The following is a 26,720-nucleotide window of genomic DNA, read 5'->3' on the forward strand; positions in this document are numbered from 1 at the left end:
CGGGTGAGCCCCGGCAGCCGCAAATCACCCGGGATGCCCGCGTCCTGCCGCCCGTTCTCCAACTGCTCGGTCTGGCACGGGAGATGAGGGGCATCCGGGTGAGTAGGAAGGAGGGCCGTCGCCATGACGACTCCCGTCAAGAAGCCCACGAGTGACGACCGGAAGCCCGCGCCGCGCATGCCCGGCTGGGCGAAGGCGCTGACCGCGGTGGTGCTGGTGCTCGCGGTGCTGTTCGCCGGGCTCCGGCTGAGTGTCCTGCCCGGCCTCAAGGACCTGTTCGGCTCGGAGACGCAGGACCGGTCCGGACCGGCGCTGCTGAAGTCCATCCAGGACATGAGCCGTTACGACGCGGCGTCCGGCAACTTCCAGGTCGTCGTGGACCTGGAGAAGGACACCAAGTTCCTGCCGGACGCGATCCGCGGGACCCGCACCCTGTACGTGGGGGCGGGCACCGTGGACGCCTATGTCGACCTCGGGAAGCTGGGCGAGGACGACGTGCAGGTCGACGGGGACCGGACGTCGGCCACGCTGCGGCTGCCGCACGCGGCGCTCGGCGAGCCGGCCCTCGACCCCGACCGCTCCTACGCGGTCTCCAAGCAGCGCGGGCTGCTGGACCGCCTGGGCGACCTGTTCTCGGACAACCCGAACGGTGAGCAGGCCGTGCAGAAGCTCGCGTCCCGGCACATCGGCGAGGCGGCGAAGGACAGCGAGCTGAAGACCCGGGCCGAGAGCAACACCACGGCGATGCTCCAGGGCCTGCTGCGCTCCCTGGGCTTCGATGAGGTGCGGGTGGCATACAAGGGCTGAGCCCTCCGCGGGCGGGAGGGCGCGCCGGCCCCGGCGCCCGGTCCGGGGCCGCCCCTCGCATCACCCTTGCCTTTGTCCATTCTTGTCCCTGTCCGTTCCGGACGCACCGCCGTCCGAGGACCGCGCGGATGGCGGCGGGCGGAGCGGATACGACCCGTTGCGCATTGCCGGGCATCCTCGGCGGCGCGGCGGGTAACCGCCCTTCCACGCGGGGACGTTGACGACTGGAGGACCGACATGGCTCGTGCCGTCTCAGGATTGCGACTGTGGCCGCGCCCCCGCGCCGCCGAGGCGCGGAAGGCCGACCCACCCGAACGGCACGCGCTCGCCCTGCCGTTGCGGCTGCTGGCCACGGCGTGCGCGTTCGTCTTCATGGTGGCGTTCGCGGTGGTGCTGGCGCGGCTGACCCTGCACCCCTCCCCCGCCTCCGAGGCCCTGACGCACACCAACATGCGACCGGGCAGCTCGCTGAGGGCCTACCTGGACCAGCCCGCCCTGCGGGACGCCGTGAAGCAGATCGGCGGGAACATCCTGCTGGGCGTGCCGTTCGGCGTGCTCGTGCCGGTCGTGGCGCCGCGCACGCGCGGGGTGCTGCGGGTACTGCTGCTGACGGCCGTGGTGATGCTGCTGGTGGAGTTCGCGCAGGGCGCGCTCGTCACCGGGCGGGCCTTCGACGTCGACGACGTCATCCTCAACACCAGTGGCGCGCTGATCGGTTACCTGCTCCTCGGCCGGCGGATGAGCCGCACGGTGCACGCGCGCAAGGCCCGGGACTGAAGACGGCACTTCTGGTCCGTACCAATGTATTGACCACCCCTTACCTCACTATTTGAATAAAGAGGCGACATCCCCACTCCACCCCCACCTCGGTCGGCGCTCCCCCGCGGAGTGCCGTACGGAAGGGAGAGCCGTGGTCCGCCCACGCCTGCTCCGCAGATGTCTCCTCGCCGCCGCCCTGTCCGCCGGGCTCGCCGCGTCCCTCGTGACCGGCCCCGCCCAGGCGGAGCCCGAAGGCCCCGCGACCGCCGGCGCCTCGGCCGCCGCCGTGGTCTTCTCCGACACCTTCGACGGCCCGGCCGGCGCGGCCGTCGACTCCTCGAAGTGGCAGATCGAGACCGGCGACAACGTCAACAACCACGAACGGCAGTACTACACCTCCGGCAACAAGAACGCGGCCCTGGACGGCCAGGGCCACCTGGTCGTCACGGCCCGCAAGGAGAACCCGGCCAACTACCAGTGCTGGTACGGCACCTGCCAGTACACGTCCGCCCGGCTCAACACCTCGGGGAAGTTCACAGCGCAGTACGGGCACGTCGAGGCGCGGATGAAGGTGCCGCGCGGGCAGGGGATGTGGCCCGCGTTCTGGATGCTGGGCACCCCGGTCAACTGGCCGGACTCCGGCGAGATCGACATCATGGAGAACGTCGGCTTCGAGCCCTCCACCGTGCACGGCACCCTGCACGGCCCCGGCTACTCCGGCTCCGGCGGCATCGGCGCCGGGTACACCCTGCCGGGCGGCCAGGCCTTCGCGGACGCCTTCCACACCTTCGCCGTCGACTGGGCGCCCGACTCGGTCACCTGGTCGGTGGACGGCAACGTCTACCAGCGGCGCACCCCGGCCGACCTGGGCGGCAGGCAGTGGGTGTTCAACAGGCCGTACTTCCTGATCCTCAACCTGGCGGTCGGCGGCTACTGGCCGGGCGACCCGGACGGCTCCACGGTCTTCCCGCAGACCCTGGTCGTCGACCACGTCTCGGTGACGACCGGCGACTCACCGGCAGGGGGCGCGATCCGGGGCCTGGCCGGCAAGTGCGTGGACGTCGCCGCGGCGAACACCGCCAACGGCACGCCCGTGCAGCTCTACGACTGCAACGGCACCACGGCACAGCAGTGGACGGTGGACCCCGACGGCACGGTCCGGGCGCTCGGCAAGTGCCTGGACGTGAACGCCGGCGGCACGGCGGACGGCACGGTCGTCCAGCTGTGGGACTGCAACGGCAGCGCCGCACAGCAGTGGGTCGTCACCGCGGCGCGCGACATCGTCAATCCGCAGGCCGACAAGTGCCTCGACGTCACCGGCAACAACTCGGCCAACGGCACCCGGCTGCAGATCTGGACCTGCGCGGGCACCGCCAACCAGAAGTGGACGGTCGGCTGAGCCACCGGGCGGGGCCGGCCCGGACACCCCCTAGCGCCGGGTCCAGGTGAACTTGTCCCCGCCCACCCAGCGGACCACGTCCGGGTCGTCCAGGTCGTGGACCGTGATGCCGAAGGCCGCGGCCGCCTCCAGTACGTCGGTGACGTCCCTGGCCGCACCGGCCACCTGGCCGTCGATCTCGACGATCCGGAACGGGGGCGTCCCCGGCTGCACCCCGAGTACGAGGATCCGCGGGCTGCCGATGTGCGGGCTGTCGATTTCGGTCATGTCTAGAGGGTAGGCCGCGGGTCGCGCCGGGCGCCGTGTCCGTGGTGCGGGCCCCGGGCCCCTGGGGAACCCTGGACGTGGCGGAGGAGCCGTCGCGAGGACCGGCCGGAGGTGGTGGCGATGGAGCCCGTCGAGGCACTGGAGCGGATCGCGTTCCTGCTGGAACGGTCCCAGGCACCCACGTACCGCGTGCGCGCCTTCCGCACCGCGGCGCGGGTCCTCGGCGACCTCGGCGCGGACGGGCTGCGCGAGCGGGCGGGTTCGCTGGAGTCGCTGAAGGGGGTCGGTCCCAGGACGGCGCAGGTGGCGCGGGAGGCGCTGGCCGGCCGCACACCCGGTTACCTGGAGAAACTGGAGGACGAGGCGGAGGCCCCGCTCGCCGAGGGCGGTGAGCGGCTGCGGGAGCTGCTGCGGGGCGACTGCCATCTGCACTCCGACTGGTCGGACGGGGGCAGCCCGATCGAGGAGATGGGGCGGGCGGCGGCGGCGCTCGGGCACGAGTGGGCGGCGCTGACCGACCACTCGCCGCGCCTGACGGTGGCCCGCGGCCTCTCCCCCGAGCGGCTGCGTGAACAGCTGGACGTGGTGGCCCGGCTGAACGAGACCTGGGCGCCGTTCCGGCTGCTGACCGGCATCGAGTGCGACATCCTCGACGACGGCTCGCTGGACCAGGAGCCGGAGCTGCTGGAGCGGCTGGACGTCGTGGTGGTGTCGGTGCACTCCAAGCTCCGGATGGACGCCCGCTCGATGACCCGCCGCATGGTGACGGCCGTACGGGACCCGCACGCGGACGTTCTCGGCCACTGCACCGGGCGGCTGCTGACCGGGCGGGGGCGGCCGGAGTCCGTGTTCGACGCGGAGGAGGTGTTCGCCGCCTGCGCGGAGTCCGGTACGGCCGTGGAGATCAACAGCCGCCCGGAGCGGCTCGACCCTCCCCGGCGGCTGCTGCGCCGGGCGGTGGCGGCGGGCGTGCTGTTCTCCGTCGACACCGACGCGCACGCCCCGGGGCAGCTGGACTGGCAGATCCACGGGTGCGCGCGGGCCGAGGAGTGCGGCGTACCGGCGGAGCGCGTCGTCACGGCCTGGTCCCTGGACGAGCTGCTGGCCTGGACCCGCGAGGGCCGTACGCCGTCCGGAGTGGCCGGCGGCTGAGGTGGTACCCGGTGGACGACGACCGCGGACCGGCAGGGTTCGCGGACCGGGACGAGTGGGCCGAAGGGCCGGGGGCCGGAGCGCCCGAGGGCCGGAGGCTCCCGAGACCACGGGCCGGCGGACCGGCGGACCGGAAAGGGAACGGTGCATGGAACGGGCAGCCGTGTTCGACGTCGACGGGACCCTCGTCGACACCAATCACCTGCATGTGACGACCTGGTGGGAGGCGTTCAGGCAGGCGGGCCACCAGGTGCCGATGCACGCCGTCCACCGCGCCGTCGGCCTGCCGTCCTCGGACCTCGTCGCGCACCTGCTGGGCGAGGACCGCGACCGCGACCTGGACGCCGGGCTGAGCGCCGCCCACAAGGCGCTGTACGGACAGTACTTCGACCGCCTGCCCGCCCTGCCGGGCGCCGGCGACCTGCTGCGCCGCCTGGCCGGCGACGGCTGGCGCGTGGTCCTCGCCACCTCCGCGGGCGGTGCGGAACTGGGGGCGCTGCGGCGGGCGATCGACGCGGACGACGCGATCGCCGCCACCGCGAGCGCCGACGACGTCGACGCGGGCAAGCCGGCGCCCGAGCCGGTCGAGCATGCCCTGGAACTGGCCGGGGTGCCCGCCGAGCGGGCGGTCTTCGTCGGGGACACGGTGTGGGACATGCGCGCGGGCACCCGGGCCGGGGTGCGTTGCGTGGGCGTGCTGTGCGGCGGTCTGCCCCGCGCCGACCTGGAGGAGGCGGGCGCCGACGCGGTCTTCGCGGACCCGGCCGACCTGCTGGCCTCGCGGGAGGGGAGCCCGTTCGCATGAGGCGCCGTGCCGTGATCCACCCCACGACGTGCCCGCCGGCGGAGCGGGCACCCGGCGCCGCATGACCGCTGTGATCCGTACGGCCCGGGAGGCACTGAGGGGACGCCGACCGGCGGCCGCAGTGTGGTGGGAGGCGTGTGCCGTCGGACGGTCGGTCCGGGCCGCCTGGCGGGGGCCCGGGCGCGAACGCGACCTGGTGGTGCAGTCGCTGAAGGCCGCGGGTGCCGCGCTCCTGGCCTGGGCGGTGGCGGGCGTCTGGCTGGGCGACCCGATGGCGCTGATGGCTCCCTGGGTCGCGCTCGTCCTCGTCCAGGCAACCGTCTACAGCTCGGTGCGGCAGGCCGGTGAGCAGTTCGCGGCGATCTGTGCCGGCGCGGTGATCGCGTCGGCGGCCCAGGCGATCACCGACGACCACACGGGGGCCCTGGCGCTCTGCCTGCCAGTGCTGATGCTGATGGCGAACTGGTCCCGCTTCGGCAGGCAGGGGATCTACGCCGCCACGACCGCGGTGTTCGTCCTGGCCTCCGGGACGGCGGTCTCGGCCGCCGCGGTCGGCCACCGGGTGGGGCAGGCGGCACTCGGCGCGGCCATCGGCGTGGCGGTCAACGCCCTCGTGCTGCCGCCGATCCACCTGAGGGACGTGCGTGAGAACCTCGCGGCGCTGGCCCGGGAGTCGGGCGACCTGCTGCACACCGTCGCCACGGGCCTGCGGGAGGGCGAGTGGGACGGGCAGAGCGCGGCCGGCTGGTCCAGTGACGCCGCGCGGCTCGGGCGGCGGCTGGACGCGCTGTACGCGGCGCGCTCCTGGAGCCGGGAGAGCCTGCGGCTGACCTCCGGGCCGCTGCGCAGGTTGCAGGGGGCGCCCGCCGCCGTCCCGCCCGAGGACGAGGACCAGCGGTGGAGCCGGGTCACCGGGAACGTCACGGCGCTCACCCGGACGCTGGCGGTGACGGTCGACGAGCACCGCACGCCCAAGGCGCCGGAGGGACCGGTGCTGGACCTCTACGCACAACTGCTGGCGCTGATCGGCGACGCCTGCCACGCCGAGGCGGACCGGCTCCTGGGGAGCAGCGCCGGGCCCCGCCGGGAGGCGGAGACGGAGACGACGATGGAGGAACTGCACCGGCGGCTCCAGGAGGGGCTGCGCGAACAGGGGCAGGGCGCCGCCCGTACGGCGGTGCTCGGCACGCTGGTGCTGCAGGCGGAGAACCTGTGGGCCGAGATCGTGCCCGAGCCGGACGAGTCCGCCGGGCAGTGACGCACATCACCGCAAAACGCGACAGACGGTGGAACACCAGCAGGTACTTCGCCGTTGAACCAAGCGTGGGTACGGATGGAACAGTGTCCCCGGGCCTCACCCATAGCCCACAGGGAAGATCGTTCGGCTGAAGCCCTGTGGAGCCCCCCGCCGAGAGGCGACCGCCATCCGTATCCACGCAAAGCCGCCCCGGCCGTGATTCCCCCGTCGCGGTCGGGGCTTCCTCCTGCCGCGTTCCTCTCCCGTGCGGCGGGTACCCGGTGACCTCGGTACGGGCAGGCGGCGGAGAGGAGCGGCACAGTGAGCAGCACGACGGGCAGCAGGATCGTGGTGACGGGCGCCACCGGCAACGTGGGCAGCAGCGTGGTGCGGCTGCTCTCCGAGGACCCGCAGGTGGGGTCGGTGCTGGGGCTGGCCCGGCGGATCCCCGGGTGGAAGCCCGCGAAGACGGAGTGGGCCGCGGTGGACCTGGCCTCCGACCGGGCCGACCTGACCGACCTGGCCGGTCACTTGGCCGCCGCCGACGCGGTGGTGCATCTGGCCTGGGCCTTCCAGCCGACGCACGACCCGGCGACGACCTGGCGCACCAACGTACTGGGCTCCATCCGGGTCTTCGACGCGGTGGCCGCTGCCGGAGTACCGGCGCTGGTGCACGCCTCGTCGGTCGGCGCGTACTCGCCGGGCCCGAAGGACCGCGCGGTGGACGAGTCGTGGCCGACGCACGGCTGGCCGGACGCCGCGTACTGCCGGGAGAAGGCCTATCTGGAACGGGCCCTGGACACCTTCGAGCGGGACCATTCCGACATCAGGGTGGTGCGGATGCGCCCCGCCTTCCTCTTCAAGCGCGAGTCGGCCAGCGAGCAGCGCCGGATCTTCGGCGGCAGGTTCCTGCCGGGCCCGGCGGCGCGCCCGGATCTCCTCCCCTTCCTGCCGGACGTCCCCGGGCTGCGGGCCCAGGCCCTGCACACCGACGACGCGGCCCACGCCTACCGGCTGGCGGCACATTCCGCGGACGCCCGCGGGCCGTTCAACCTGGCGGCCGACCCTCCGGTGGACGCGCGACTGCTGAGCGAGATGACCGGGACCCGGCCGGTACGGCTTCCCCGCAGCGCGGCCCGCTCCGCCGTCGCCGCCGCCTGGGGCCTGCGGCTGCTGCCCGCCTCGCCGCACCTGTTCGACGCGGTGCTCGGGCTGCCGCTCATGGACTGCACACGGGCCCGGGTCGAGCTGGGCTGGCGGCCCACGCGTACGGCCACGGAGGTGCTGGAGGAGTTCCTGCGCGGCTTCCAGCAGGGTGCCGGCGCGGACACCGCGCCGCTGCGAGGGCGCAAGGTCGGTTGAGCACGCGCGCGAGGGAGGGGACGGGGTTGGTGCCCGCCCCCTCCCTCAGTCCCTCAGTCCCTCAGTCTCCCCCGGTTCGCGTCTCGGCTGTACGGCCGTTCGGCTCAGCCGTTCGCGTGCGGGCGTTCAGGCCCTCAGCCCGGGGACTCGTCCGGCACGGGGTGCTCCGGGTGCACGGCGCCCGAGTGGGGTGCGCCCTGGCGGCCCGTTCCCGCTTCGTCGGTGTCGGGCACGTCCCTCTCGGCCTCTTCCCCCTCAGCCCTTTCGTCAGCCTCTTCGTCGTCCAGGCCCTGGAGGTGCTCACGCTGCTCGCGGGTGGGCGCGGCGGCCTCCCACGGGTCGTCGTGGTCGCCGGCCTGCTGGTCCGGCAGGTCCCGCGGGACCGGGGTGCCGTTCTCACCCGGTCCCTCGTGGCGGCGGTCCGTCACGGCACGCTCCCTCCTGCGGTTTCCCGGTGGTCCGAGCGGCTCCGGGTACCTCCGCGTCGGGCGCCGAAACCCCCGCCGGGGCGGGCACCGCGCACCGGAGCGCCGTCACGCTCCACGGCGCCCGGTCCTCACCGCGGTATGTCCCGGGGCCTCACCGCGGTGCCCGCTCCGCGAGGGCCGTGCGCCAGGCCGGGGCCGGGGAGGCGGGGACGGGATCCGGGCGTCGCCCGCCGCGCGCGAAGAAGTCGGCGAGCGGCAGGATCGCGGCGCCGACGGTGACCGCGTCCGGTCCGAGCCGCCCCAGTTCCACCGTCACCTTCTGCGCGGGGTGGCGCAGCGCGTACGACACGGCGTGGCGGCGGACGGCGGGCAGGAAGCGGGTGCCGAGCCTCAGGCCGGCCCAGCCGCCGATGAGGATGCGCTCGGGCTGGAAGAGGTTGATGAGGTCGGAGAGGCCCGCGCCCAGGTACTCGGCGGTCTCCTCCAGGACCGCGAGGGCGACCGGGTCGGCCGCCTCGCCGCCGGACGGGTAGGCCGCGGCGAGCATCGCGGACAGGGCGGTCTCCTCGTCGGTCCCCCCGGGCACCCGGCCGCCCTCCTCGCGCCAGCGGGCAAGGAGCGACTCGGCACCCGCGTACGCCTCCAGGCAGCCGGACGCCCCGCACCGGCAGCGGCGCCCCCTGACCCGTACCGTCAGATGGCCCCACTCGACCGCACGGCCCTGCTCGGCGTCGGGCGTGACGAGGCTGGCGCCGACGCCGGAGCCGAAGAGGACCACGACCGCGTTGCGGGCCCCGCGCCCGGCGCCGAACCACATCTCGGCCTGGCCGAGGGTCTTGGCGCCGTTGTCGATGAGGTAAGGGACGGTGTCCGGGAGCGGGGAGCCGGACCGGAGCAGGGCCTCCAGCGGAACCGCGTCCCAGCCGATGGTCTGCCCGTGCACGACGGCGCCGAGGTCCGGCGTGTGCTCGACGATGCCCGGGACGCCGATGCCGGCGCCGAGCAGCCGGCCGGGCGGCAGACCGGCCCTGTCCAGCACCTCGGCGACGCCCTCGTGGATGTGGCCGACGACGGCCTCGACGTCGGGGGACTGCTGTGTCAGCGGACGTTCGGCGCGGGCGAGTTCGGTCAGGGTCAGGTCGAAGAGTTCGACCCGGACCCGGGTCTCGCCGACGTCCACGCCGATCAGGTGGCCGCTGGCCGGGGCTACGCGCAGCAGGGTGCGCGGCCGGCCGCCGTCGGAGCCGACGCTGCCCGCCTCCTCCACCAGGCCGTCGGCGACCAGGTCGGCGACGACGTTGCTGACGGAACCCGAGCTGAGACCGGTCGCCGGGCCGAGTTCGAAACGGCTGAGCGGTCCGTCGAAGTAGAGCCGCTGCAGTACGGCCGTACGGTTGGCCCGTCTCAGGTCGCGCACCGTGCGCCCGCTCCGCCCCGCCATGGTGGCTTCCTCCCGTGCCGTGCCCGGCCTGCAAACATACATCCGACCCGGCGCCGCCCGCTTGCCGAAGCCGCCTCGGTAAACCGTTGGCCCGTTGCCCCCGCGTCTATTTACGCTAGGCGGAAACCTAGGCAGCTTAGGTTCAGCCGGTACCGAGAACGAATCCGCAGGGAGACCTCCGTGAGAGCACTCGCCGAGAAGGACGTCCGCGCCTCCTTCATCAACTGCTCCAAGGGCGAGGCCAAGCGCCTGGCCGTCCCCCGCGACCTCGGCGAACGCCCCTGGGACGATCTCGACTTCCTCGGCTGGCGCGACCCCGGGGCGCCGGACCGCAGCTACCTCGTGACCGACCACGACGGACGCCTCACCGGCGTGGCCCTGCGCTTCCAGACCGCCAGGAGCGGCTTCTTCCAGCGCAGCCTGTGCGCCCTGTGCCTCACCGCGCACCCTCGCGGCGGGGTCTCGCTGATGACGGCGCGCAAGGCGGGCGCGGCGGGCCGCCAGGGCGATTCGGTGGGCCTGTACATGTGCACCGACCTGGCCTGTTCCCTGTATCTGCGGGGCAAGAAGGTTCCGCAGGGCGGTACCCGCATCGAGGAGAGCCTGACGCTGGAGGAGCAGGCCGCCCGGACCCTCGGCAACCTGTCCGGCTTCCTCGCCAAGGTCGCCGGCTGACGATCGCGGACGCGCGCCGCCGCCCGGCGCGTGGGAACCGCTGCCGCCCCCTCGGCCCGGCTACCGTCCTTGTCCGGATACGTTCGAGGCGCTTGGGAAAGGAAACGCCCCAAGGATGCGGGATGTGCGGGATCTGCGTGAGGCCGTGAGGTCGGCTCTGCGGCGTGTGAAGTGGCTCAGCGACCCCGTGGTCGCACAGGCCCTGCGCTCGGCCGCCGCCGCCTCTATCGCCTATGTCATCGCGGTACGTCTGACCCCGGACAAGTCGGCGGCGCCGCTCACCGCGCCGCTGACGGCCCTGCTGGTCGTCCAGGTCACCTTGTACGCGACGCTGAAGATGAGCTTCCGCCGGGTCAACGCGGTGGTGGCAGGGGTCCTGGTCGCGATCGCCTTCAGCCAGCTGGTCGGGCTGAGCTGGTGGAGCCTGGGCCTGCTGATCGTGGCGGCACTGGGCGTCGGGCACCTGGTGAGGGCGCACGAGTTCACCGCCGAGGTGGCGATCAGCGCGATGCTGGTGCTCGGGGTGACCTCGCACGGGAGCCTGGCCTGGGCCCGGGTGGTCGAGACCCTGATCGGGGCGACCGTGGGGCTGGCCTTCAACCTGTTCCTCGCCCCTCCGGTGTGGCTGGAGCAGGCCGGCGAGTCCGTGGTGGGGCTGGCCCGGCAGGTGCGCCAACTGCTGCTGCGCATGGGCGAGGAGGCGGCCGGAAGTACGGCGTTCCACGAGGCGGCGGCCCGGCTGCACGAGGCCCGGCGGCTCGACCACGACATCGGCGAGGTGGACGAGGACCTCCGCCAGGCCGAGGACAGCCTGCGGTTCAATCCCCGGGTGCGCGAGGGGCTGCTGCACCGGGTGGTGCTGCGCACCGGTCTGGACACGCTGGAGATCTGCACGGTGGTCATGCGGGTCCTCGCCCGCAGCTTCACCGACCTCGCGAAGGAACGCGAGCCCGAGCCCCTCTTCCCGGCGGAGACGGGCGCCACGATCCAGCAGTTGCTGTCCGAGATCGCCGACGCGGTGGTGAGCTTCTCGGTCCTGGTCACCACGAACGCCAGTGGGGACGCAGAGTCCGCGGAGGAGCGCCTGGCCACCGAGCTGCGGCAGGCAGCGGTCACCCGGGACCGGCTGGACGAGCTGCTCCTGGCGGAGGTGCGGCGCGACTCCCGGCAGTGGCAGTTGCAGGGCGCGGTGCTGGCCGAGGTCAATCGCATCATCGACGAGATGGACACCGAGCACCGTTCCCGCCGGCTCCTGGAGGAGCTGGACCGGCACACGCGCGAGCAGCGCGAGCGCATGCCGCGGCTGACCCGGCTGCGGGACCGGGTCCGGCGTCTGTTCCGCCGGCGGAACCGCGGGGCCGCCGCGCGGCGTTCCTCCTGAGGAGCGGTGGAACACCGGAACAGAAGTCGCGGAGGAAGCACACGGAAACGGAACAGGACACGGAACAGGACACAGAGACAGGGCGCGGAAGAGAGTCACGGAATAGAGTCACGGACGAGGGAGCGCGGATGACGGACGCCGGTGTGCGGATCGACGGGAACCGGCTGGTGCTGCCGGGCGGCGCGGGGGTGCGGTTCGTCCGCACCCTGCGACTGCCCGAGACGGGCACCCATCCGCTGCCGCCCGGCCTCGGCGACTTCCCGCTCCGCCGGGTCGCCGACCACGCCGACACCGTGCCCGAGTCGTGGCGGGCCCGCGGCGGGGTGATGCTCCCGGTGTACCTGCGCGAGGCCATGTGGCTGAGCTTCGCCGGTACGCGGGAGCCGGCCGCGCTCCAGGTCGGGGTCGGCAAGGTGTGCGCGGTCTCGGGGCGGCCCTGGAGCGACCGGCTGTCCCGCGACCCGCAGAACTACGTGATCCTGCCGCGCCAGCCCTGGCTGGACGGCATCAACTCGGGCACGGGCACGGTCCGCCAGTTCGTGGCGGTGCCGCTCGGCATGGGGGCGACCGTCGAGGGCCAGGTCACCGGGGAGGAGGTCTGGGGCGGCGTCCAGTTGCAGGCGTTCCGCCTGAACGCGACGGAGCTGGCCCGTTGGCGGGAGGAGGAGCGGCACCGCGCCGAACTGCGGCGCCGGGCGGCCCGTTCGGGCGGGGCACTCGGCGCTCCGGCACCGGGCTCGGCGCCCGCCGCGCCGGGTGGGGCCCCGGGCTACGGCGCTGCGCCCGGGGCCCGTTCGGCACCGGCCATGGGGCTGGGCGTCGGGGGCTCCATGCGCCAGGAGGTGTACCGCGACGAACGGCCCCCGGCCGACTGGGCCGAGCGCCCGGCCGGCCGGGTCTTCGTCCACCTGGTGACGCCTCCTCAGTGGCGCCGCATCACCGGCGAGGAGCCGCCGCCGTCCCCGGTCGACCGGGCCGCGTACACCCGGGCGGGTCTTCCCTGGTACGACTACTACGACGAGGACGCCGACGACCTGGCCCCCACCGAGCCGCTGCGGGACGTGCGGCCCGTCGGCGACTGGATCGGGGACGACCACGAGCCGTGGCAGGCACCGGGCGAGCAACAGGTCCGCCCCGTCAAGGACACCCCGGGCAAGACCGTGGAGGACGGGGACTGGTAGGCGGGAACGGGCGGCCGGGGCACCACCTGTCGGTCCCCGGCAGGCCCCCGCCGGCCGACGTGGTCTGATGTGCGAGCACAGGGAGTCGGCGCCGGTGGCGGCGCGGCGGTGGGAGGAGCACGGGATGAGCGGTGGCGGCTGGAGCAGGCGGCGGTTCGTCGGCCTGCTCGGCCGGACGGCCGGTGTGGCGGCGCTGCCCGCGGCGGCGTGCGGCGGACCGTCGGAGCCGGACGCCCCGGCGCCGTCCGGGTCCTCCGCGGCGCCGGGCGCCGGCACGGGCGCGTCGGGCAGGCAGCGAGGATCCTCCGGGCCGCGCCCGCTGTACGTCGGCACGTACACCTCGGCCGAGGGCGGCGGCGAGGGGATCGGCCTCGCCGAGTACGACGCCGGCACCGGCCGGATCACCGGCCGAGGTGTCCTCACCGGCGTGGCCGACCCCTCGTACCTCACGGTGCACCCCGACGGCCGCACCCTGTACGCGGTGAGCGAGCGGGAGGACGGTGCGGTGACCGCGGTGCGGCTGTCGGACCGCACGGTCCTGGGCAGCCGGAGCACCGGCACGGCGGCGCCGTGTCACCTGTCCGTGCATCCGGGCGGACGCTGGCTGCTGAGCGCGGCCTACGGTTCGGGCAGCGTCGCCGTGCACCCCGTCGAGGCCTCGGGCGCGATCGGTGAGCGCACCGGCCTGGTGACCCACTCCGCTCCCCCGCCGGGCCCCGGACAGCAGGGCCCGCACGCGCACCAGGTCGTCACCGCTCCCGACGGCGGGCACGTCCTCGCGGTGGACCTGGGCACGGACACCGTGTACACCTACCGCCTGGACGACGGGGCGGGCACCCTCACCGAGGTCGCGCGGGCCCGGACCCGGCCGGGCGCCGGACCGCGCCACCTCACCTTCCACCCGGGCGGGCGCCACGCCTACCTCGCCAACGAGCTCGACAACACCGTGGCGGTCTGCGGCTACGACCCGGACACCGGGCGTCTGACCGTCGGCGAGGCCCAGTCGACGGGCACGGGGTCCGGCACCAACCACCCGGCGCAGTTCCTGGTGACGGCCGACGGCGCGTACGCCTTCCTCGCCAACCGGGGGCACAACAGCCTCACGCGTTACGCGGTGGAGGCGGGCGGTGCCCGGCTGCGGCTGCTCGGCACGGTGCCGGCGGGCGGCGACTTCCCCCGGCAGATCGCGTTCTCCCCGGACGGCGCGCTGCTGTTCGCGGCGCATCAGCGGTCCGGGACGGTCGCTGTGTTCCACGTGTCCGGGGAGGACGGCGGACTGCGGCCCGCGGGCGAGCCGTTCGCCTCACCCGTCGCCGTCTGTGCGCTGCCGCTGTAGGGCGCGGGGGCAGGAGGCGGCGCTCGCCTGCGCCAGCAGGACGTGCACCCGTTCGGTGAGCTGTGCGATGTCGTCGGCGGGCGCGTGGAAGGGCAGGCGTACGTCGCCGTGCGCGCGGACGCGCTCGATGCGCAGGGTCAGCCCGTGCCGGTCCACGGCGAGCGGGCGCACCCGCACCGCGCCGTGCAGGCTGTCGGCGTCGACGAGCCGCGTCAGCCGCTCCACCGCGTCGCCGTGGCAGTCGGCGAGGTGGGTCAGCAGCCGGGCCTCGGCCAGGGCCAGCGGATCGGGCGCGGCGGCGGCGAACTCGTCGACGTCGACCACCACGGCGCCGGAGGGCTGCCGCAGGACCACGCGGGTGGGCCGGAAGGCGAGGTCCCCGTCCTCCAGCGCGAACCAGCCGGCGAGCCAGAGCCGGGCCCTGATCCGGCCGCGCACCGGGACGGGCGCCACGTCGGCGAACTCCAGCACGGCGGACGGCTCTCCGCGCGGCGCGCAGATCGCCGCCGTCACCAGGGCGCTGTCCTCGGGTACGCGCAGGAGCACCCGGCCGTCCTCGGCCACGGTGTGCGCGCCGACGAACTCCTCGCGGCCGCCCTCCGCGGTCACCGCGCAGGACCATGCGGCGGCGAGCACGGAGCGGGCCTGCTCCGCCGCCGCGGGCGCGGCCGTCCAGGCGTTGCGGTCACCCATCCTCAACCTCCGTCGTTCAACCATTAGGTAAGGCTCACCTAACTTATCGGAGATCGGGGTGTGCGCCAACCACATCGCGTGATCTCTGCGTGACTTTTCGCGCGAGCGCCCCTCAGGCCATCGGCACCTCAGGCCGCGATGGCCCCCAGCAGCGCCCGTGCGCACAGGTCCCGCACCTGCTCGCGCCCCGGCTCCGGATCCCGCAGCCACTCCAGGCAGACCGCGGTGGTGAACGCCAGCCACCCGCGCACCGCCAGCCGTACGTCAGGACGCTCCCCGACGGCCGGGCCGAACTCCGGGTCGGCGGCCAGGGCGGCGAGGATCTGCCGCTCCTGCGCGGCGAGCGCCTGCCGGTAGACGCGGCGCACCGCCTGGTCACCGGTGGCGTCGGCGCGGTGGAAGGCACGGTAGCCGTGGGCGTGGGCCCGGACGTACTCCAGGTAGGCGTCGAGGCCCGCGGCGAGCTGCTCGCGGACCGGGACACCGGGGACGGCCGCCGTCATCCGCAGCATGCGCCCGCTCTCGCGCTCGACGACCGCCGCGAAGAACTCCCGCTTGTTCGGGAAGTAGTGGTACAGCAGCCCGCGCGAGACTCCGGCGATCTCGGCGACCTGCTCGATCCACACCTCGTCGTAGGGGCTCTCCGAGAACAGCCTCGCCCCCACCGAGAGCAGTTGCTCCCGGCGTTCGCCGGTACTGAGCCGGCGGCGGGTGCGCTCGCCCTGGGAAGCGGCCATGCCCGCACCTTACTTGACGCCGGTTCAACAACGGGACGAGACTGGGCCCGCGTTATTGAATCCATGTACAACAGGCTTGCCTCGGCATGGGCGGCACGCCGCTGCGTCAAGGGAGATCACGCATGGCCCGGACAGCGAGGGAAACGGCCCGGGACGGGCTGCCGAAAGGCTTCCGCAGCGCCGAGCTGGGCTGGCCCGAACTTCACCGCATACCCCACCCGCCGTACCGGCTCCCGCTGCTCGGGGACGTGGTGGGCGCGAGCAGGAGCACGCCGATGCAGGACTCGCTGCGGTACGCGCGACGGCTGGGGCCGATCTTCCGGCGGCGCGCCTTCGGCAAGGAGTTCGTGTTCGTCTGGGGCGCCTCCCTCGCCGCGGACCTGGCGGACGAGGCCCGGTTCGCCAAGCACGTGGGGCTCGGGGTGGCCAACCTGCGGCCGGTCGCGGGCGACGGCCTGTTCACGGCGTACAACCACGAGCCCAACTGGCAGCTCGCGCACGACGTGCTCGCGCCCGGGTTCAGCCGCGAGGCCATGGCCGGGTACCACGTGATGATGCTGGACGTGGCCACGCGGCTCACCGGCCACTGGGACCGTGCCGAGGCCGCGGAACGGACGGTCGACGTGGCGGGCGACATGACCAGGCTGACGCTGGAGACCATCGCGCGCACCGGCTTCGGGCACGACTTCGGCTCCTTCGAACGCTCCCGGCCCCACCCCTTCGTCACCGCGATGGTGGGCACTCTGGGCTACGCGCAGCGCCGGAACACGGTGCCCGCGCCGCTCGCCCCCTGGCTGCTGCGCGACGCGGGCCGCCGCAACGCCGCCGACATCGCGTACCTCAACCGCACCGTGGACGGCCTGGTCCGCGAACGCCGGGCGGGCGGCGGGGACGGGGGCGGCGACCTGCTCGACCGGATGCTGGAGACGTCCCACCCCGTGACGGGCGAGCGGCTGTCGCCGGAGAACGTCCGCCGCCAGGTCATCACCTTCCTGGTCGCCGGCCACGAGACCACCTCGGGCGCCCTCTCCTTCGCCCTGCACTACCTCGCACAGCACCCCGAAGTCGCCGACCGGGCCCGCGCCGAGGTGGACCGCGTGTGGGGCGGCGCCGAAACCCCCGGCTACGAGCAGGTGGCCAGGCTGCGTTACGTGCGCCGGGTCCTCGACGAGTCGCTGCGCCTGTGGCCGACCGCTCCCGGCTTCGCGCGGGAGGCCCGCGAGGACACGGTGCTCGGCGGTGCGTACCCGATGCGGCGCGGGGCCTGGGCGCTGGTCCTCACGGGCATGCTGCACCGCGATCCGCAGGTGTGGGGGCCGGACGCCGAGCGGTTCGACCCGGACCGCTTCGAGGCGAAGGCCGTACGGTCGCGGGCGCCGCACACCTTCAAGCCGTTCGGGACGGGCGCGCGGGCGTGCATCGGGCGGCAGTTCGCGCTGCACGAGGCCACGCTGGTCCTCGGGCTGCTGCTGCGCCGCTACGAGCTGCGGCCCGACCCCGGCTACCGGCTGCGGGTGACCGAGCGGCTGACGCTGATGCCGGAGGGGCTGCGGCTGCGACTGGTCCGGCGGAGCGGGCCCGTGCCCGACCGCGCCGCGGGCACGGCGACGACGGCCGAGGACGACGGGCCCGCGCCGGACGACGGCCGTGCCGGCGAGGCGCTCTCAGCGTCCCGCTGTCCAGTGCGCGGGGCGGGCGACTGAGTCCGGCAGGCGGGTGCCGGGACCGCCGCGGGCCGCGTTGACCTGCGGCTGGGTCAGGAAGAAGGCACCCGTCAGGTCCGCGTCCGTGAGGTTCGCGTCGCGCAGGTCCGCGCCGATCAGGTCGGCGCCCCGCAGGTCGGCGCCGGTGAGGTCGGCGGCGATGAGGCAGGCCCCGCGCAGATCGGCACCGGCGAGGTCGGCTCCCCCGAGACGGGCCCCCAGCAGGTCGGCGTGGCGGCGGTTCTTCTTCCGGCCGCGCGCACCGGCCCGGACCAGCTCGCTGACGCGCAGCAGGAGTACGTTGACCCGCTGCCGGTGCGCGGCCACGTCGAGGGCGGCCAGTTCCTCGGGGGTGCCGTCGGCGAGGCGCTCGGTGTCGGCGAGGGCGCTGCGCAGGCCGGCGTGGACCGGGCCGGCCGCGGGCAGCGTCAGCGCCTCGGTCAGGTAGCGCAGGAGTTCGTGCAGTTGGCGGACGACCGGGAACACGTCGAACATGCGGCGGGCCCGCTCCGGCGGGCCGGTGCGCCAGTCGCGGCCGCCGAAGGTGACCTGCGAGACCCGCTGTCCGGCGCCGAAGCAGTCGTAGACGGTGCAGCCGGTGAAGCCGCGCTCCCGCAGACCGGCGTGGATGCCGCAGCGGTGGTCGGTGCGCAGGTTCGAGCAGGGCGTACCGGCGTCCTTGTCGGCTGCGAAGTCCGCCGAACGGGCGAAGGGCAGGGCCACGCAGCACAGTCCGAAGCAGCTCTCGCAGTCGGCGCGCAGTTCCGCCCCGTCGGCCCGGTCCGCCGTGTGTTCTCGCATGTCGTCGAGGATACGGGCCACGCCCGCACCCCGGCGCCGACGGCCTCCGCACCCGCCCCGTCCCCTCCGGACTCCGGCGCCGGCGGTTCGGGCCGCCACCGCGCGAAGACCTCGAAGGCCACCGCCGGCGTCCCGCCGAACCACTCCCCCGCTCCCCCGCGGCCCCGGCGAAGCCGGTGAGAAGGCCGCGCGCTCGCCCGCTGCTCACGCTCGCGCAGCGGCGCGCACGCGGCCGGCGGCAGGGTGTCGATGCCGGTCTCGGCGCGGGTGGCGAGCACGTGGGCGACCTCGCGGCCCTGGTCGGTCCACGCGGCGACCGCCGCCGCGCAGCCGTACCCCAGGTCGTCCGGGCGGGCGACGAGGGCGCGGGCCCGGTGCCGGTCGCCGGGCATGGGCTCCAGTCGGGTGGGCGGCGGCTCCGTCATGCCCGCACACCAGCCCGCGCCGCCTGCCTCCCCCCGGATTCCGGGTGCCGGTCCGTCACGCCTCGTCGCGGGCGAGGGCGAGCAGCCGGTCCAGGACGCGGGGGCCGCCGACCCGCACTCCGTCGTGCTCGAACTCGTCGGTGACCCAGGTGCGCAGGCCGCGGATCGCGCGGGCGGTGGTGAGCGCGTGGGCGGTGTCGACGTACATGTCGTCGTGGTAGACGGCCGCGGCGGCCGGCACCTCGTTGGCGGCGAGACGGGCGGGGTCGTACAGCGGGTTCCAGTCGGTGCGGGCGGCGAGCAGTTCGGCGGTCTCGCGCAGCGGGCGCAGCGCCGGGTCGCAGTCGAACACCCAGGGGTGGACGGACTCGCCGGTGAAGAGCAGCGGTTCGTCGCCGGCCAGGGCCTTGGCGGCGTCGAAGCGCGGGAACTCGGCGCGCACGCGCTCGGCGGACCAGTCGGTGGGGCGCGTGTCCTGGCCGTAGGTGGCCTCGTGGACGAGGGCGTAGAGCGGCTGGCCGGCGTACGAGAGCTGGGCCTGGACCTGCTCCTGGAAGGAGTCGGACAGCTCGGCCCCGCCGGGGGTGCGGACGAAGGCGTCCTCCAGGAGGAAGTGCAGGCGGTGGCTGCCCTCGCTGCCGCCGAGGAGGATGCCGAGGGACTGGAAGGCCTCCACGGTGAGGCGGTAGCCGTTCGGCAGGACCACGTCGCGGGTGAGCAGGTGGTCGGCGATGCGGCGGGCGCGCTCGACGTCCTGGGGGTAGCGGGCGTAGTGCGCGGCGACCTTGCGTTCGATGCGGGGGTAGGCCGCCCGGTAGACGTCGTCGGCGTGGGCGTCGAGGGAGGGCAGGCCGCCGGTGATCAGGGCGGTGCTCAGGCCCTCGGGGGCCAGCGAGAGGTAGGCGACGGCGCAGAAGCCGCCGAAGCTCTGGCCGAGGACGGCCCAGGGGGCGCCGCCGGTGACGTGGGGGCGGATGGCCTCGCAGTCGCGCACGATGGCGTCGGCGCGGAAGTGGGTGAGGTAGTCGGCCTGTTCGGCGGGGCCGCCGCGCAGCGGGAGGGTCTGGCGGTTCGCGGGCGTGGAGGCACCGGTCCCGCGCTGGTCCAGGAGCAGGACGCGGTACTCCTTGAGCGCGCGGCCGAACCAGGCGGGACGGCCGATGAGACGGCTCGCGCCGAAGCCGGGGCCGCCCTGGAGGTAGACCAGCCACGGAAGGTCCTGGTCCGCCTTGTCGCTCGCGACGGCCTCGCGCGCGTACAGCTCGATGGTCTCCCCGGCGGGGTCGGCGTGGTCGAGTGGCACGGTGAAGCGGCGGTCGGTGAGGACGACGCCTGGCTGACGGTAGCTGACGCTCAACGGGGCTCCCCGGGGACGACGGAAGTGGCGGGCGGGTCCGCCGGACGGACCCGAGCCGATGGTTCGGCCGTGGCCCAGTTCAGCACACGGTCCTGCGGCCGCCGACCCCCGGGATCATGAAATCGTACGGAGGGGCCTCGGCGCCGAGTCGCCTTCGCGGTGAGCGACCCCGTGCTCGGGGACCCCGCTGTACGACCGTACGGGGCGAGCGGCCGTACCGGACGCTCCCGTCGCCGGCGGAGTCCTCAGCGGGCGGCGAGGCTGGAGCGCCGCACCACCAGTTCGGGCTGGAGCACGACCCGCCGGTGCGGGTGGGTCCGGTCGGTGCCCTCCAGTTCGGTCTCCTCCAGGAGCAGTTCGGCGGCCATGGCGCCCATGGTCACGGCGGGCTGGCGCACGGAGGTGAGCGGGACGGCCGCGGCGGCGGCGAACTCTATGTCGTCGTAGCCGACGATCGCGAGGTCGTCCGGGACGGAGACCCCGGCCGCGTACAGGGCCTGCAGAACGCCGAGCGCGAGCAGGTCGTTGGCGCAGAAGACGGCGGTCGGCCGGTCGGCGAGGCCGAGCAGGCGGGCACCGGCGTCCCGGCCGGCCGAGACGTCGAGGCGCTCGGTGGGCAGTTCGCGCAGCGCGTCGGGGCCGAGACCGGCCTCGGCGAGCGCGGCGAGGGCCCCGGTGCGGCGGTCGCGCACCTGGTGGAGGCCGGGCGGGCCGCTGACGTACGCGATGGAGCGGTGCCCGGCGTCGACGAGGTGGCGCACGGCCAGCGCGCCGCCCGCGACGTCGTCGACGGAGACCGAGCACTCGGTGGCGCCCTCGGCGACCCGGTCGACCAGCACGAAGGGGATGCGGTGGCGCCGGAAGCCCTCGATGTTGCGGCCGGTGGCGTCGGCCGGGGTGAGCAGGACGCCGCGGACCCGTTGCTCGGCGAAGAGCGAGAGGTACTCGGCCTCCTCGCCCGGGCTCTCGGCGCTGTTGCAGACCATCACGCCGAGCCCGGCGTCGCGCGCGGCCCGCTCGGCGCCGCGCGCCACGTCGACGAAGAACGGGTTGCCCATGTCCAGGACGAGCAGTCCCATGATCCGGCTGCGGCCCGCGCGCAGCTGGCGCGCGGACTCGCTGCGGACGTAGCCCAGCCGGTCGATCGCCGACAGGACGCGCGCGCGGGTCTCCGTCGCGACCGTGTCGGGCCGGTTGATGACGTTGGAGACCGTGCCCACGGAGACTCCGGCGGCGCGGGCGACGTCCTTGATACCCACGGAATGGGCCATCGGGCAAAGACCTCCGAGGTCGGGCTGGGGGTTTCGTTCGGCTCCGGCCGACCCCGGCGGGATCCGGACGGCGCCCTCCGCAGGGCAGGGGGCGGCCGCAGGACCTTCACACAGTACCCGCGCACGCTCTGGCGGGACGGGTCAGGCGAGGTGGAACACCTCGGTGAGGGGCTTCATCGCCTCGTCGGGGCGGGACCCGTCGAGGGACTCGAAGAGGGCGCCCATCTCCGCCTGCCACCGGGCGTTGACCTCGGTGGCCTCCATACCGGCCCAGGCGGCGGCGAAGTCCCCGGTCTCCAGATAGCCGACGAGCAGGCCGTCGTCGCGCAGGAAGAGCGAGTAGTTGTGCCAGCCGGTGGCGGAGAGCGCCTCGCACATCTCCGGCCACACGGCGGCGTGTCGTTCGCGGTACTCCGCGATGCGGTCCCGGCGGACCTTGAGCAGGAAACAGACGCGCTGCATGAAGTACCGCTCCCGTACGGTGGTGGCCCGTGGCCGTGGGTGACCGGGGGCCGGTGCTGACTAGAAGTCGAACTCGTCGATGTTGTCGGCGTTGAAGACGGTCGGCTTGCCGAGGTTGATCACGCCGTCCTTGCCGAGGGTGTACTCGCCCAGGCCGCCGGCCTTGAAGGTCTCGCCCTCCTTGCCGGTGATCTGCCCGGAGGACAGGGCGACGGCGGTGCGCGCGGCCAGCTCGCCGAGCTTGGCCGGGTCCCAGAGCTCGAACGCCTCGACGGTGCCGTTCTTGACGTACTTGCGCATGTCGTTGGGTGTGCCGAGGCCGTTCAGCTTGACCTTGCCCTTGTACTTGGAGCCGGACAGGTACTGGGCGGCGGCCTTGATGCCGACGGTGGTCGGGGAGATGACGCCCTTCAGGTCCGGGTGCTCCTGGAGCAGGCCCTGGGTCTGCTGGAAGGACTTCTGGGCGTCGTCGTCCCCGTAGGCGACCTTGACCAGCTTGATGTCCTTGTACTTCGGGTCCTTGAGCTCGTCCTTCATGATCTCGATCCAGGCGTTCTGGTTCGTCGCGGTCTGCGCGGCGGAGAGGATCGCGATCTCGCCCTTGTTGCCGATCTGCTCGGCCATCTGCTGGACCTGCGTGCGGCCGATGTCGTCGGCGGACGCCTGGGAGATGAAGGCGTTGCGGCAGTCGGGGTTGGTGTCCGAGTCGTAGGTGACGATCTTGATGTCGTTCTTCATGGCCTGCTTGAGCGCGGTGCACAGCGCGCCCGGGTCCTGCGCGGAGACGGCGATGGCGTCGACCTGCTGCTGGGTGAGCGTGTTGACGTAGGAGACCTGGCCGGCGGTGTCGGTGCCGCTGGAGGTGCCGACCTCCTTGTAGCTGGAGCCCAGCTCCTTCAGGGCCTTCTCCCCGCCCTTGTCGGCGACGGTGAAGTAGGGGTTGTTGACCTGCTTGGGCAGGAAGCCGACGGTCAGTCCCTTCTTCGTCTCGGCGTTCGGGTCGGCCTTGCCCCCGGCGGCGGCCGAGCCGCCCTCGTTCTTGACGTCCTCCTTGGTCGTGCCGCCGCAGGCGGTGGCCGCCAGGGCGAGAGAGGTGACGGCGGCGAGGGCCGCGCAGGTGCGGCGGATGGTCGACTTGCGCATGGTGGGTTCCTTATCGGGGGTGGGCAGGGCGGGTTCGTAAGGGCATGCGGCTAGGGAGTCGGCGCGGGGGTCTTGGACCGGGGCGCCGCGCCCGCCCTGCGTCCGGCCCGTGCGACGGAGATCTGCCGTGCGACCCGGGGGCCCAGCACGGACACGACGAGCAGGACGCCGGTGACGACGATCTGCGACTGCGCGGAGACGTTGACCAGGCTCATCACGTTCTGCAGCGCGCCGAGCAGGAACACGCCGGCGATCGCCCCGCCGAGGGTGCCCTTGCCGCCGTCGAAGTCGATGCCGCCGAGGAGTACGGCGGCGACCACGGACAGTTCGAGGCCCATGGCGTTGTCGTAGCGGGCGCTGGCGTAGTGCAGGGCCCAGAAGACGCCGGTGAGGGAGGACATCAACCCGGTCACCGTGAACAGGATCAGCTTCTGCCGCTTGACCCTGATGCCGGCGAACCGCGCGGCCTCCTCGCCGGCCCCGATCGCGAACAGGGCCCGGCCGAACGGCATGGCGTGCAGGGCGACCACCGCGACGGCCAGCAGCACGAGGAACGGCAGGAAGGCGTACGGGACGAAGGTGCCGTCGATCCGTCCGGCGGCGAAGTCCAGGTACTGCGCGGGGAAGTCGGTCACCGCGTCGGAGCCGAGCACAATCTGCGCGATGCCGCGGTAGGCGGCCATGGTGCCGATGGTGACGGCGAGGGAGGGCAGTCCGAGCCGGGTGACCAGCAGGCCGTTGACCAGGCCGCAGACGACGCCGAGCAGCAGGCAGACCGGGATGATCACCTCGATGGTCATACCCTGGTTCCACAGCGCTCCCATCACCGCGCCGGACAGCCCGGCGGTGGAGGCGACCGACAGGTCGATCTCGCCGGAGACGACCAGCAGCGTCATCGGCAGGGCGATGAGCGCGATCGGCAGGGTGTTGCCGATCAGGAACGACAGGTTGAGGGCGTTGCCGAACCCGTCGACGAAGCCGAAGGAGAGCAGCAGCACGACCACGAGGAGGGCACCGACCGCCCCGTCCCACCTCAAGGAGACGGACCGGCGGGCGGCGCGCGTCAGGGGGCTGTCAGCCATGGCGGGCGTTCCTCTTCTTCAGGGCGTCGGCCACGCGCAGCGCGACGATCCGGTCGACGGCGATGGCGAGGATGAGCAGGATGCCGTTGATGGCCAGCACCCACACGGAGCTGACGCCGAGGGCGGGCAGCACGCTGTTGATCGAGGTCAGCAGGAGCGCGCCGAGGGCCGCGCCGTAGACGCTGCCGGAACCGCCGGTGAAGACGACGCCGCCGACCACCACGGCGCTGACGACGGTCAGTTCGTAGCCGTTGCCGGTGCCGGAGTCGACGTTGCCGAACCGGGCGAGGTACAGGGCGCCGGCGAGTCCGGCGAGGGCGCCGCAGAAGGTGTAGGCGGCGAGGATGCGCTTGCGGACGGGGATGCCGGCGAGCCGCGCGGCCTCGGGGTTGGAGCCGAGCGCGTACAGCTCGCGTCCGCTGCCGAAGTGCTTGAGGTAGTACGCCGTGGCGACGAGCACCGCGAGCGCGATCACGGCCGGCCACGGCAGGGCGGAGATGCCGCCGGAGCCGAAGTCGACGAAGCCGCCGGGCAGGTCGGCCGCGGTGATCTGCCGGGAACCGACCCAGATGGAGTCGATGCCGCGGATGATGTAGAGGGTGCCGAGGGTGACGACCAGGGCGGGCACCTGGCCGAGGCTGACCAGCAGGCCGTTGAGGAGGCCGAAGCCGACGCCCAGCAGCACGGCGAGCAGCACGGCCACGACGGGGTTGCCGCCGTCCTGCAGATGGACGCCGGCGGCGAAGGCGCTGATGCCGAGGGTGGAGCCGACCGAGAGGTCGACGTTGCGGGTGATGACGACCAGGGACTGGCCGGTGGCGACCAGGACCAGGATGGTCGCGTTGAGCAGCAGGTCCTTGATGCCCTGTTCGGACAGGAACTCGCTGTTGCCGGCCTGGGTGATGGCGATCATCACCAGGAAGACGAGCAGGATGGCCAGTTCGCGCATCTTGAAGATGCGGTCCACCAGCCGGGTGGCGCCCGCCTTCGGCACGTCGGCCGCGGGGGCCTGGTCGGGTGCGGTGACCGTCATGCGGCGGCCCTCCCCGTCGCTGCGGCCATCACGGCCTCCTCGGTGGCGTCGGTGCGGGATATCTCGGCGGTCAGACGTCCCTCGTGCATCACCAGGACGCGGTCGGCCATGCCGAGGACCTCGGGCAGGTCGGAGGAGATCATCAGGACGGCCACGCCGTCGGCGGCCAACTGGCTGAGCAGCCGGTGCACCTCGGCCTTGGTGCCGACGTCGATGCCGCGGGTGGGCTCGTCGACGATCAGCACCTTGGGGCCGGTGGCCAGCCACTTGGCGAGGACGACCTTCTGCTGGTTGCCGCCGGACAGGGTGGCGACGGTGTCGGCGATGCGGGCGTACTTGACCTGGAGTCTGACGGCCCAGTCAAGGGAGCGGCTGCGCTCGGCGCCGCGGTCCACCAGTCCCGCCCGCACGCTCGACCGCAGGCCGGTGAGGCCGATGTTGCGCTCGATGGACATGTCCATCACGAGGCCCTGGGCGCGGCGGTCCTCCGGGACCAGGGCCAGGCCGGCGGCCATCGCGGTGGAGGGGGCGCCGTTGACGAGCGGCCTGCCGTCGACCTCGACCTGACCGGCGTCCCAGCGGTCGATGCCGAAGACGGCGCGGGCGACCTCGGTGCGTCCGGCTCCGACCAGTCCGGACAGGGCGACGATCTCGCCGCGCCGCACGTCGAAGGAGACGTCGGTGAAGACGCCCTCGCGGGTCAGCCTGCGGACGCTCAGGGCCGTCTCGCCGGGCGCGACCTCCTGCTTGGGGTACAGCTCGTCGAGGTCGCGGCCGACCATGCGGCGCACCAGGTCGTCCTCGGTCATGCCCTCCAGCGGCTCGCTGGCGATCCTGGCGCCGTCGCGCAGCGTGGTGACGCGCCGGCAGATCCGGAACATCTCCTCCAGCCGGTGGGAGATGAACAGCACGGCGGCGCCCTGCTCGCGCAGGGTGCGCACCACGCCGAAGAGCCGGGCCACCTCGCTGCCGGTGAGGGCCGCGGTCGGCTCGTCCATGATCAGGACCCGGGCGTCGAAGGAGAGCGCCTTGGCGATCTCCACGATCTGCTGGTCCGCGATGGACAGGCCGCGCGCGGGCCGGTCGGGGTCCAGCTCGACGCCGAGGCGCAGCATCAGGTCCGCGGTGGCGGCGTAGGTCGCCCGGTGGTCGATGCGGCCGAAAGTGCGGCGCGGCCGGCGGCCCATGAAGATGTTCTCGGCGATCGACAGGTCGGGGAAGAGGGTGGGCTCCTGGTAGATCACGGCGATGCCGGCGTCGCGGGCATCGCCGGGGCCGTGGAAGACGACCGGCGCGCCGTCGAGCAGCACCTGGCCGGCGTCCGGCCGGTGCACTCCGGCGAGCGTCTTGATGAGGGTCGACTTCCCGGCCCCGTTCTCGCCGGCGAGGGCGTGGACCTCGCCGGGGAACAGTTCCAGGGAGACGTCCCGCAGCGCACGGACCGCGCCGAAGGACTTGGAGACATCCTTGAGCGCCAGAACCGGGGCCGTACCCGTGTCGGACGGGTGGGTCATTGGGGGCTCCTCGACGACGCCGGACGGGACAGCCCTCACAGCGTCGTGAAAGGTTTCAACTCGGTTGCCGGGGACGTTAGGCAGCGAAGATATGTCACGTCAATGGTTGGGAGTCCAAAAACCTCCGCCACCCAAAGGTAACGGCCAAGTCACGAACGACCGGGCGACCGGAAGGGTTGACACCCCTTCGGGCGGCTCATAGTTTCGCCTACTGAATCGTTTCACCCACGGTCGTCCACTCCCGTCCATTCCAGGGGCGACGACCCGAC

General features: G+C 73.6%; 25 protein-coding genes and 1 pseudogene. 12 read left to right on the forward strand and 14 right to left on the reverse strand.

Going from position 1 to position 26,720, the window contains the following annotated elements; translation table 11 throughout:
• Positions 1 to 123: 123 nt before the first annotated feature.
• From IG94_RS0105700 to IG94_RS0105710, 3 genes are all read left to right on the forward strand, one after another.
• Positions 124 to 807, forward strand: a complete 684-nt coding sequence (locus tag IG94_RS0105700; RefSeq protein ID WP_031031951.1) for a DUF4230 domain-containing protein — start codon at positions 124 to 126, stop codon at positions 805 to 807.
• A gap of 237 nt (positions 808 to 1,044) precedes the next feature.
• Positions 1,045 to 1,584 carry a VanZ family protein gene (locus tag IG94_RS0105705; RefSeq protein WP_031031953.1) on the forward strand — a complete coding sequence of 180 codons (540 nt, stop codon included), beginning with the start codon at positions 1,045 to 1,047 and terminating at the stop codon, positions 1,582 to 1,584.
• 133 nt (positions 1,585 to 1,717) lie between these two features.
• Positions 1,718 to 2,965 (forward strand): glycoside hydrolase family 16 protein, encoded by a 1,248-nt coding sequence (locus tag IG94_RS0105710; protein WP_031031954.1) that lies wholly within the window; start codon positions 1,718 to 1,720, stop codon positions 2,963 to 2,965.
• A 30-nt stretch (positions 2,966 to 2,995) separates the two neighbouring features.
• Here IG94_RS0105710 and IG94_RS0105715 read toward each other — a convergent pair whose 3' ends face one another.
• Entirely contained in the window at positions 2,996 to 3,232 is a 237-nt protein-coding gene (locus tag IG94_RS0105715) for a hypothetical protein (protein WP_031031956.1), read from the reverse strand.
• A gap of 120 nt (positions 3,233 to 3,352) precedes the next feature.
• On the opposite strand from IG94_RS0105715, the gene IG94_RS0105720 reads away from it, so the two are divergent.
• The 4 genes from IG94_RS0105720 (at position 3,353) to IG94_RS0105735 (ending at position 7,788) form a co-directional block, all read left to right on the forward strand.
• Complete coding sequence (locus IG94_RS0105720; RefSeq protein WP_031031959.1) at positions 3,353 to 4,384, forward strand: PHP domain-containing protein; 1,032 nt, start codon at positions 3,353 to 3,355, stop codon at positions 4,382 to 4,384.
• 148 nt (positions 4,385 to 4,532) lie between these two features.
• On the forward strand, positions 4,533 to 5,189 hold the full coding sequence (locus tag IG94_RS0105725) for an HAD family hydrolase (RefSeq protein ID WP_031031962.1): 657 nt from the start codon (positions 4,533 to 4,535) through the stop codon (positions 5,187 to 5,189).
• Between the two features lie 61 nt (positions 5,190 to 5,250).
• Complete coding sequence (locus tag IG94_RS0105730; protein WP_031031963.1) at positions 5,251 to 6,447, forward strand: FUSC family protein; 1,197 nt, start codon at positions 5,251 to 5,253, stop codon at positions 6,445 to 6,447.
• A gap of 300 nt (positions 6,448 to 6,747) precedes the next feature.
• Positions 6,748 to 7,788: an SDR family oxidoreductase gene (locus IG94_RS0105735; RefSeq protein ID WP_031031965.1), complete on the forward strand. Its 1,041-nt coding sequence runs from the start codon at positions 6,748 to 6,750 to the stop codon at positions 7,786 to 7,788.
• A gap of 134 nt (positions 7,789 to 7,922) precedes the next feature.
• Here the strand turns inward: IG94_RS0105735 and IG94_RS0105740 are convergent, their stop codons facing one another.
• Complete coding sequence (locus IG94_RS0105740; protein ID WP_031031967.1) at positions 7,923 to 8,216, reverse strand: hypothetical protein; 294 nt, start codon at positions 8,214 to 8,216, stop codon at positions 7,923 to 7,925.
• A 151-nt stretch (positions 8,217 to 8,367) separates the two neighbouring features.
• A complete protein-coding gene (locus IG94_RS0105745) occupies positions 8,368 to 9,657 on the reverse strand; it encodes an ROK family transcriptional regulator (RefSeq protein ID WP_031031969.1) in 1,290 nt (429 codons plus the stop codon).
• A gap of 180 nt (positions 9,658 to 9,837) precedes the next feature.
• On the opposite strand from IG94_RS0105745, the gene IG94_RS0105750 reads away from it, so the two are divergent.
• The 4 genes from IG94_RS0105750 (at position 9,838) to IG94_RS0105765 (ending at position 14,230) form a co-directional block, all read left to right on the forward strand.
• Complete coding sequence (locus IG94_RS0105750; RefSeq protein WP_031031971.1) at positions 9,838 to 10,332, forward strand: FBP domain-containing protein; 495 nt, start codon at positions 9,838 to 9,840, stop codon at positions 10,330 to 10,332.
• A 115-nt stretch (positions 10,333 to 10,447) separates the two neighbouring features.
• Entirely contained in the window at positions 10,448 to 11,713 is a 1,266-nt protein-coding gene (locus IG94_RS0105755; RefSeq protein WP_194963091.1) for an FUSC family protein, read from the forward strand.
• A gap of 128 nt (positions 11,714 to 11,841) precedes the next feature.
• Entirely contained in the window at positions 11,842 to 12,894 is a 1,053-nt protein-coding gene (locus IG94_RS0105760) for a hypothetical protein (RefSeq protein ID WP_031031976.1), read from the forward strand.
• A 124-nt stretch (positions 12,895 to 13,018) separates the two neighbouring features.
• Entirely contained in the window at positions 13,019 to 14,230 is a 1,212-nt protein-coding gene (locus IG94_RS0105765; protein WP_031031979.1) for a lactonase family protein, read from the forward strand.
• Here IG94_RS0105765 and IG94_RS0105770 read toward each other — a convergent pair.
• Positions 14,198 to 14,923, reverse strand: coding sequence for a DUF2470 domain-containing protein (locus tag IG94_RS0105770; protein WP_031031980.1), 726 nt, complete (start codon positions 14,921 to 14,923; stop codon positions 14,198 to 14,200). The genes IG94_RS0105765 and IG94_RS0105770 overlap by 33 nt on opposite strands.
• A 128-nt stretch (positions 14,924 to 15,051) precedes the next feature.
• Complete coding sequence (locus IG94_RS0105775; protein WP_031031984.1) at positions 15,052 to 15,660, reverse strand: TetR/AcrR family transcriptional regulator; 609 nt, start codon at positions 15,658 to 15,660, stop codon at positions 15,052 to 15,054.
• 122 nt (positions 15,661 to 15,782) lie between these two features.
• On the opposite strand from IG94_RS0105775, the gene IG94_RS0105780 reads away from it, so the two are divergent.
• Positions 15,783 to 17,363, forward strand: a complete 1,581-nt coding sequence (locus IG94_RS0105780) for a cytochrome P450 (protein ID WP_031031986.1) — start codon at positions 15,783 to 15,785, stop codon at positions 17,361 to 17,363.
• Here the strand turns inward: IG94_RS0105780 and IG94_RS0105785 are convergent.
• The 9 genes and pseudogenes from IG94_RS0105785 to IG94_RS0105820 form a co-directional block, all read right to left on the reverse strand.
• Positions 17,325 to 18,164: a pentapeptide repeat-containing protein gene (locus tag IG94_RS0105785; RefSeq protein ID WP_031031989.1), complete on the reverse strand. Its 840-nt coding sequence runs from the start codon at positions 18,162 to 18,164 to the stop codon at positions 17,325 to 17,327. The two genes, IG94_RS0105780 and IG94_RS0105785, sit on opposite strands and share 39 nt — an antisense overlap.
• A 188-nt stretch (positions 18,165 to 18,352) precedes the next feature.
• A pseudogene (locus IG94_RS43335) lies at positions 18,353 to 18,589 on the reverse strand (PIG-L family deacetylase); the annotation flags it as partial.
• Positions 18,590 to 18,644: 55 nt separating this feature from the next.
• Positions 18,645 to 19,946, reverse strand: coding sequence for an alpha/beta fold hydrolase (locus IG94_RS0105790; protein ID WP_031031992.1), 1,302 nt, complete (start codon positions 19,944 to 19,946; stop codon positions 18,645 to 18,647).
• A 245-nt stretch (positions 19,947 to 20,191) separates the two neighbouring features.
• The gene (locus IG94_RS0105795; RefSeq protein ID WP_031031994.1) at positions 20,192 to 21,217 is read right to left on the reverse strand and encodes a LacI family DNA-binding transcriptional regulator; all 1,026 of its coding nucleotides are present in this window, start codon (positions 21,215 to 21,217) and stop codon (positions 20,192 to 20,194) included.
• Positions 21,218 to 21,358: 141 nt separating this feature from the next.
• Entirely contained in the window at positions 21,359 to 21,679 is a 321-nt protein-coding gene (locus IG94_RS0105800; protein ID WP_031031996.1) for an L-rhamnose mutarotase, read from the reverse strand.
• Positions 21,680 to 21,739: 60 nt separating this feature from the next.
• Positions 21,740 to 22,822: a rhamnose ABC transporter substrate-binding protein gene (gene rhaS, locus IG94_RS0105805; RefSeq protein ID WP_031031999.1), complete on the reverse strand. Its 1,083-nt coding sequence runs from the start codon at positions 22,820 to 22,822 to the stop codon at positions 21,740 to 21,742.
• A 50-nt stretch (positions 22,823 to 22,872) separates the two neighbouring features.
• Positions 22,873 to 23,904 carry an ABC transporter permease gene (locus IG94_RS0105810; RefSeq protein WP_031032001.1) on the reverse strand — a complete coding sequence of 344 codons (1,032 nt, stop codon included), beginning with the start codon at positions 23,902 to 23,904 and terminating at the stop codon, positions 22,873 to 22,875.
• Positions 23,897 to 24,937: an ABC transporter permease gene (locus IG94_RS0105815; RefSeq protein WP_031032005.1), complete on the reverse strand. Its 1,041-nt coding sequence runs from the start codon at positions 24,935 to 24,937 to the stop codon at positions 23,897 to 23,899. Before IG94_RS0105815 ends, IG94_RS0105810 begins: the two co-directional genes overlap by 8 nt.
• Complete coding sequence (locus tag IG94_RS0105820) at positions 24,934 to 26,451, reverse strand: sugar ABC transporter ATP-binding protein (RefSeq protein WP_031032007.1); 1,518 nt, start codon at positions 26,449 to 26,451, stop codon at positions 24,934 to 24,936. The genes IG94_RS0105815 and IG94_RS0105820 overlap by 4 nt, the downstream gene beginning before the upstream one ends.
• Positions 26,452 to 26,720: the final 269 nt, after the last annotated feature.

It is taken from the genome of Streptomyces olivaceus (genome assembly GCF_000721235.1).
Taxonomy (GTDB): Bacteria; Actinomycetota; Actinomycetes; order Streptomycetales; family Streptomycetaceae; genus Streptomyces; species Streptomyces olivaceus.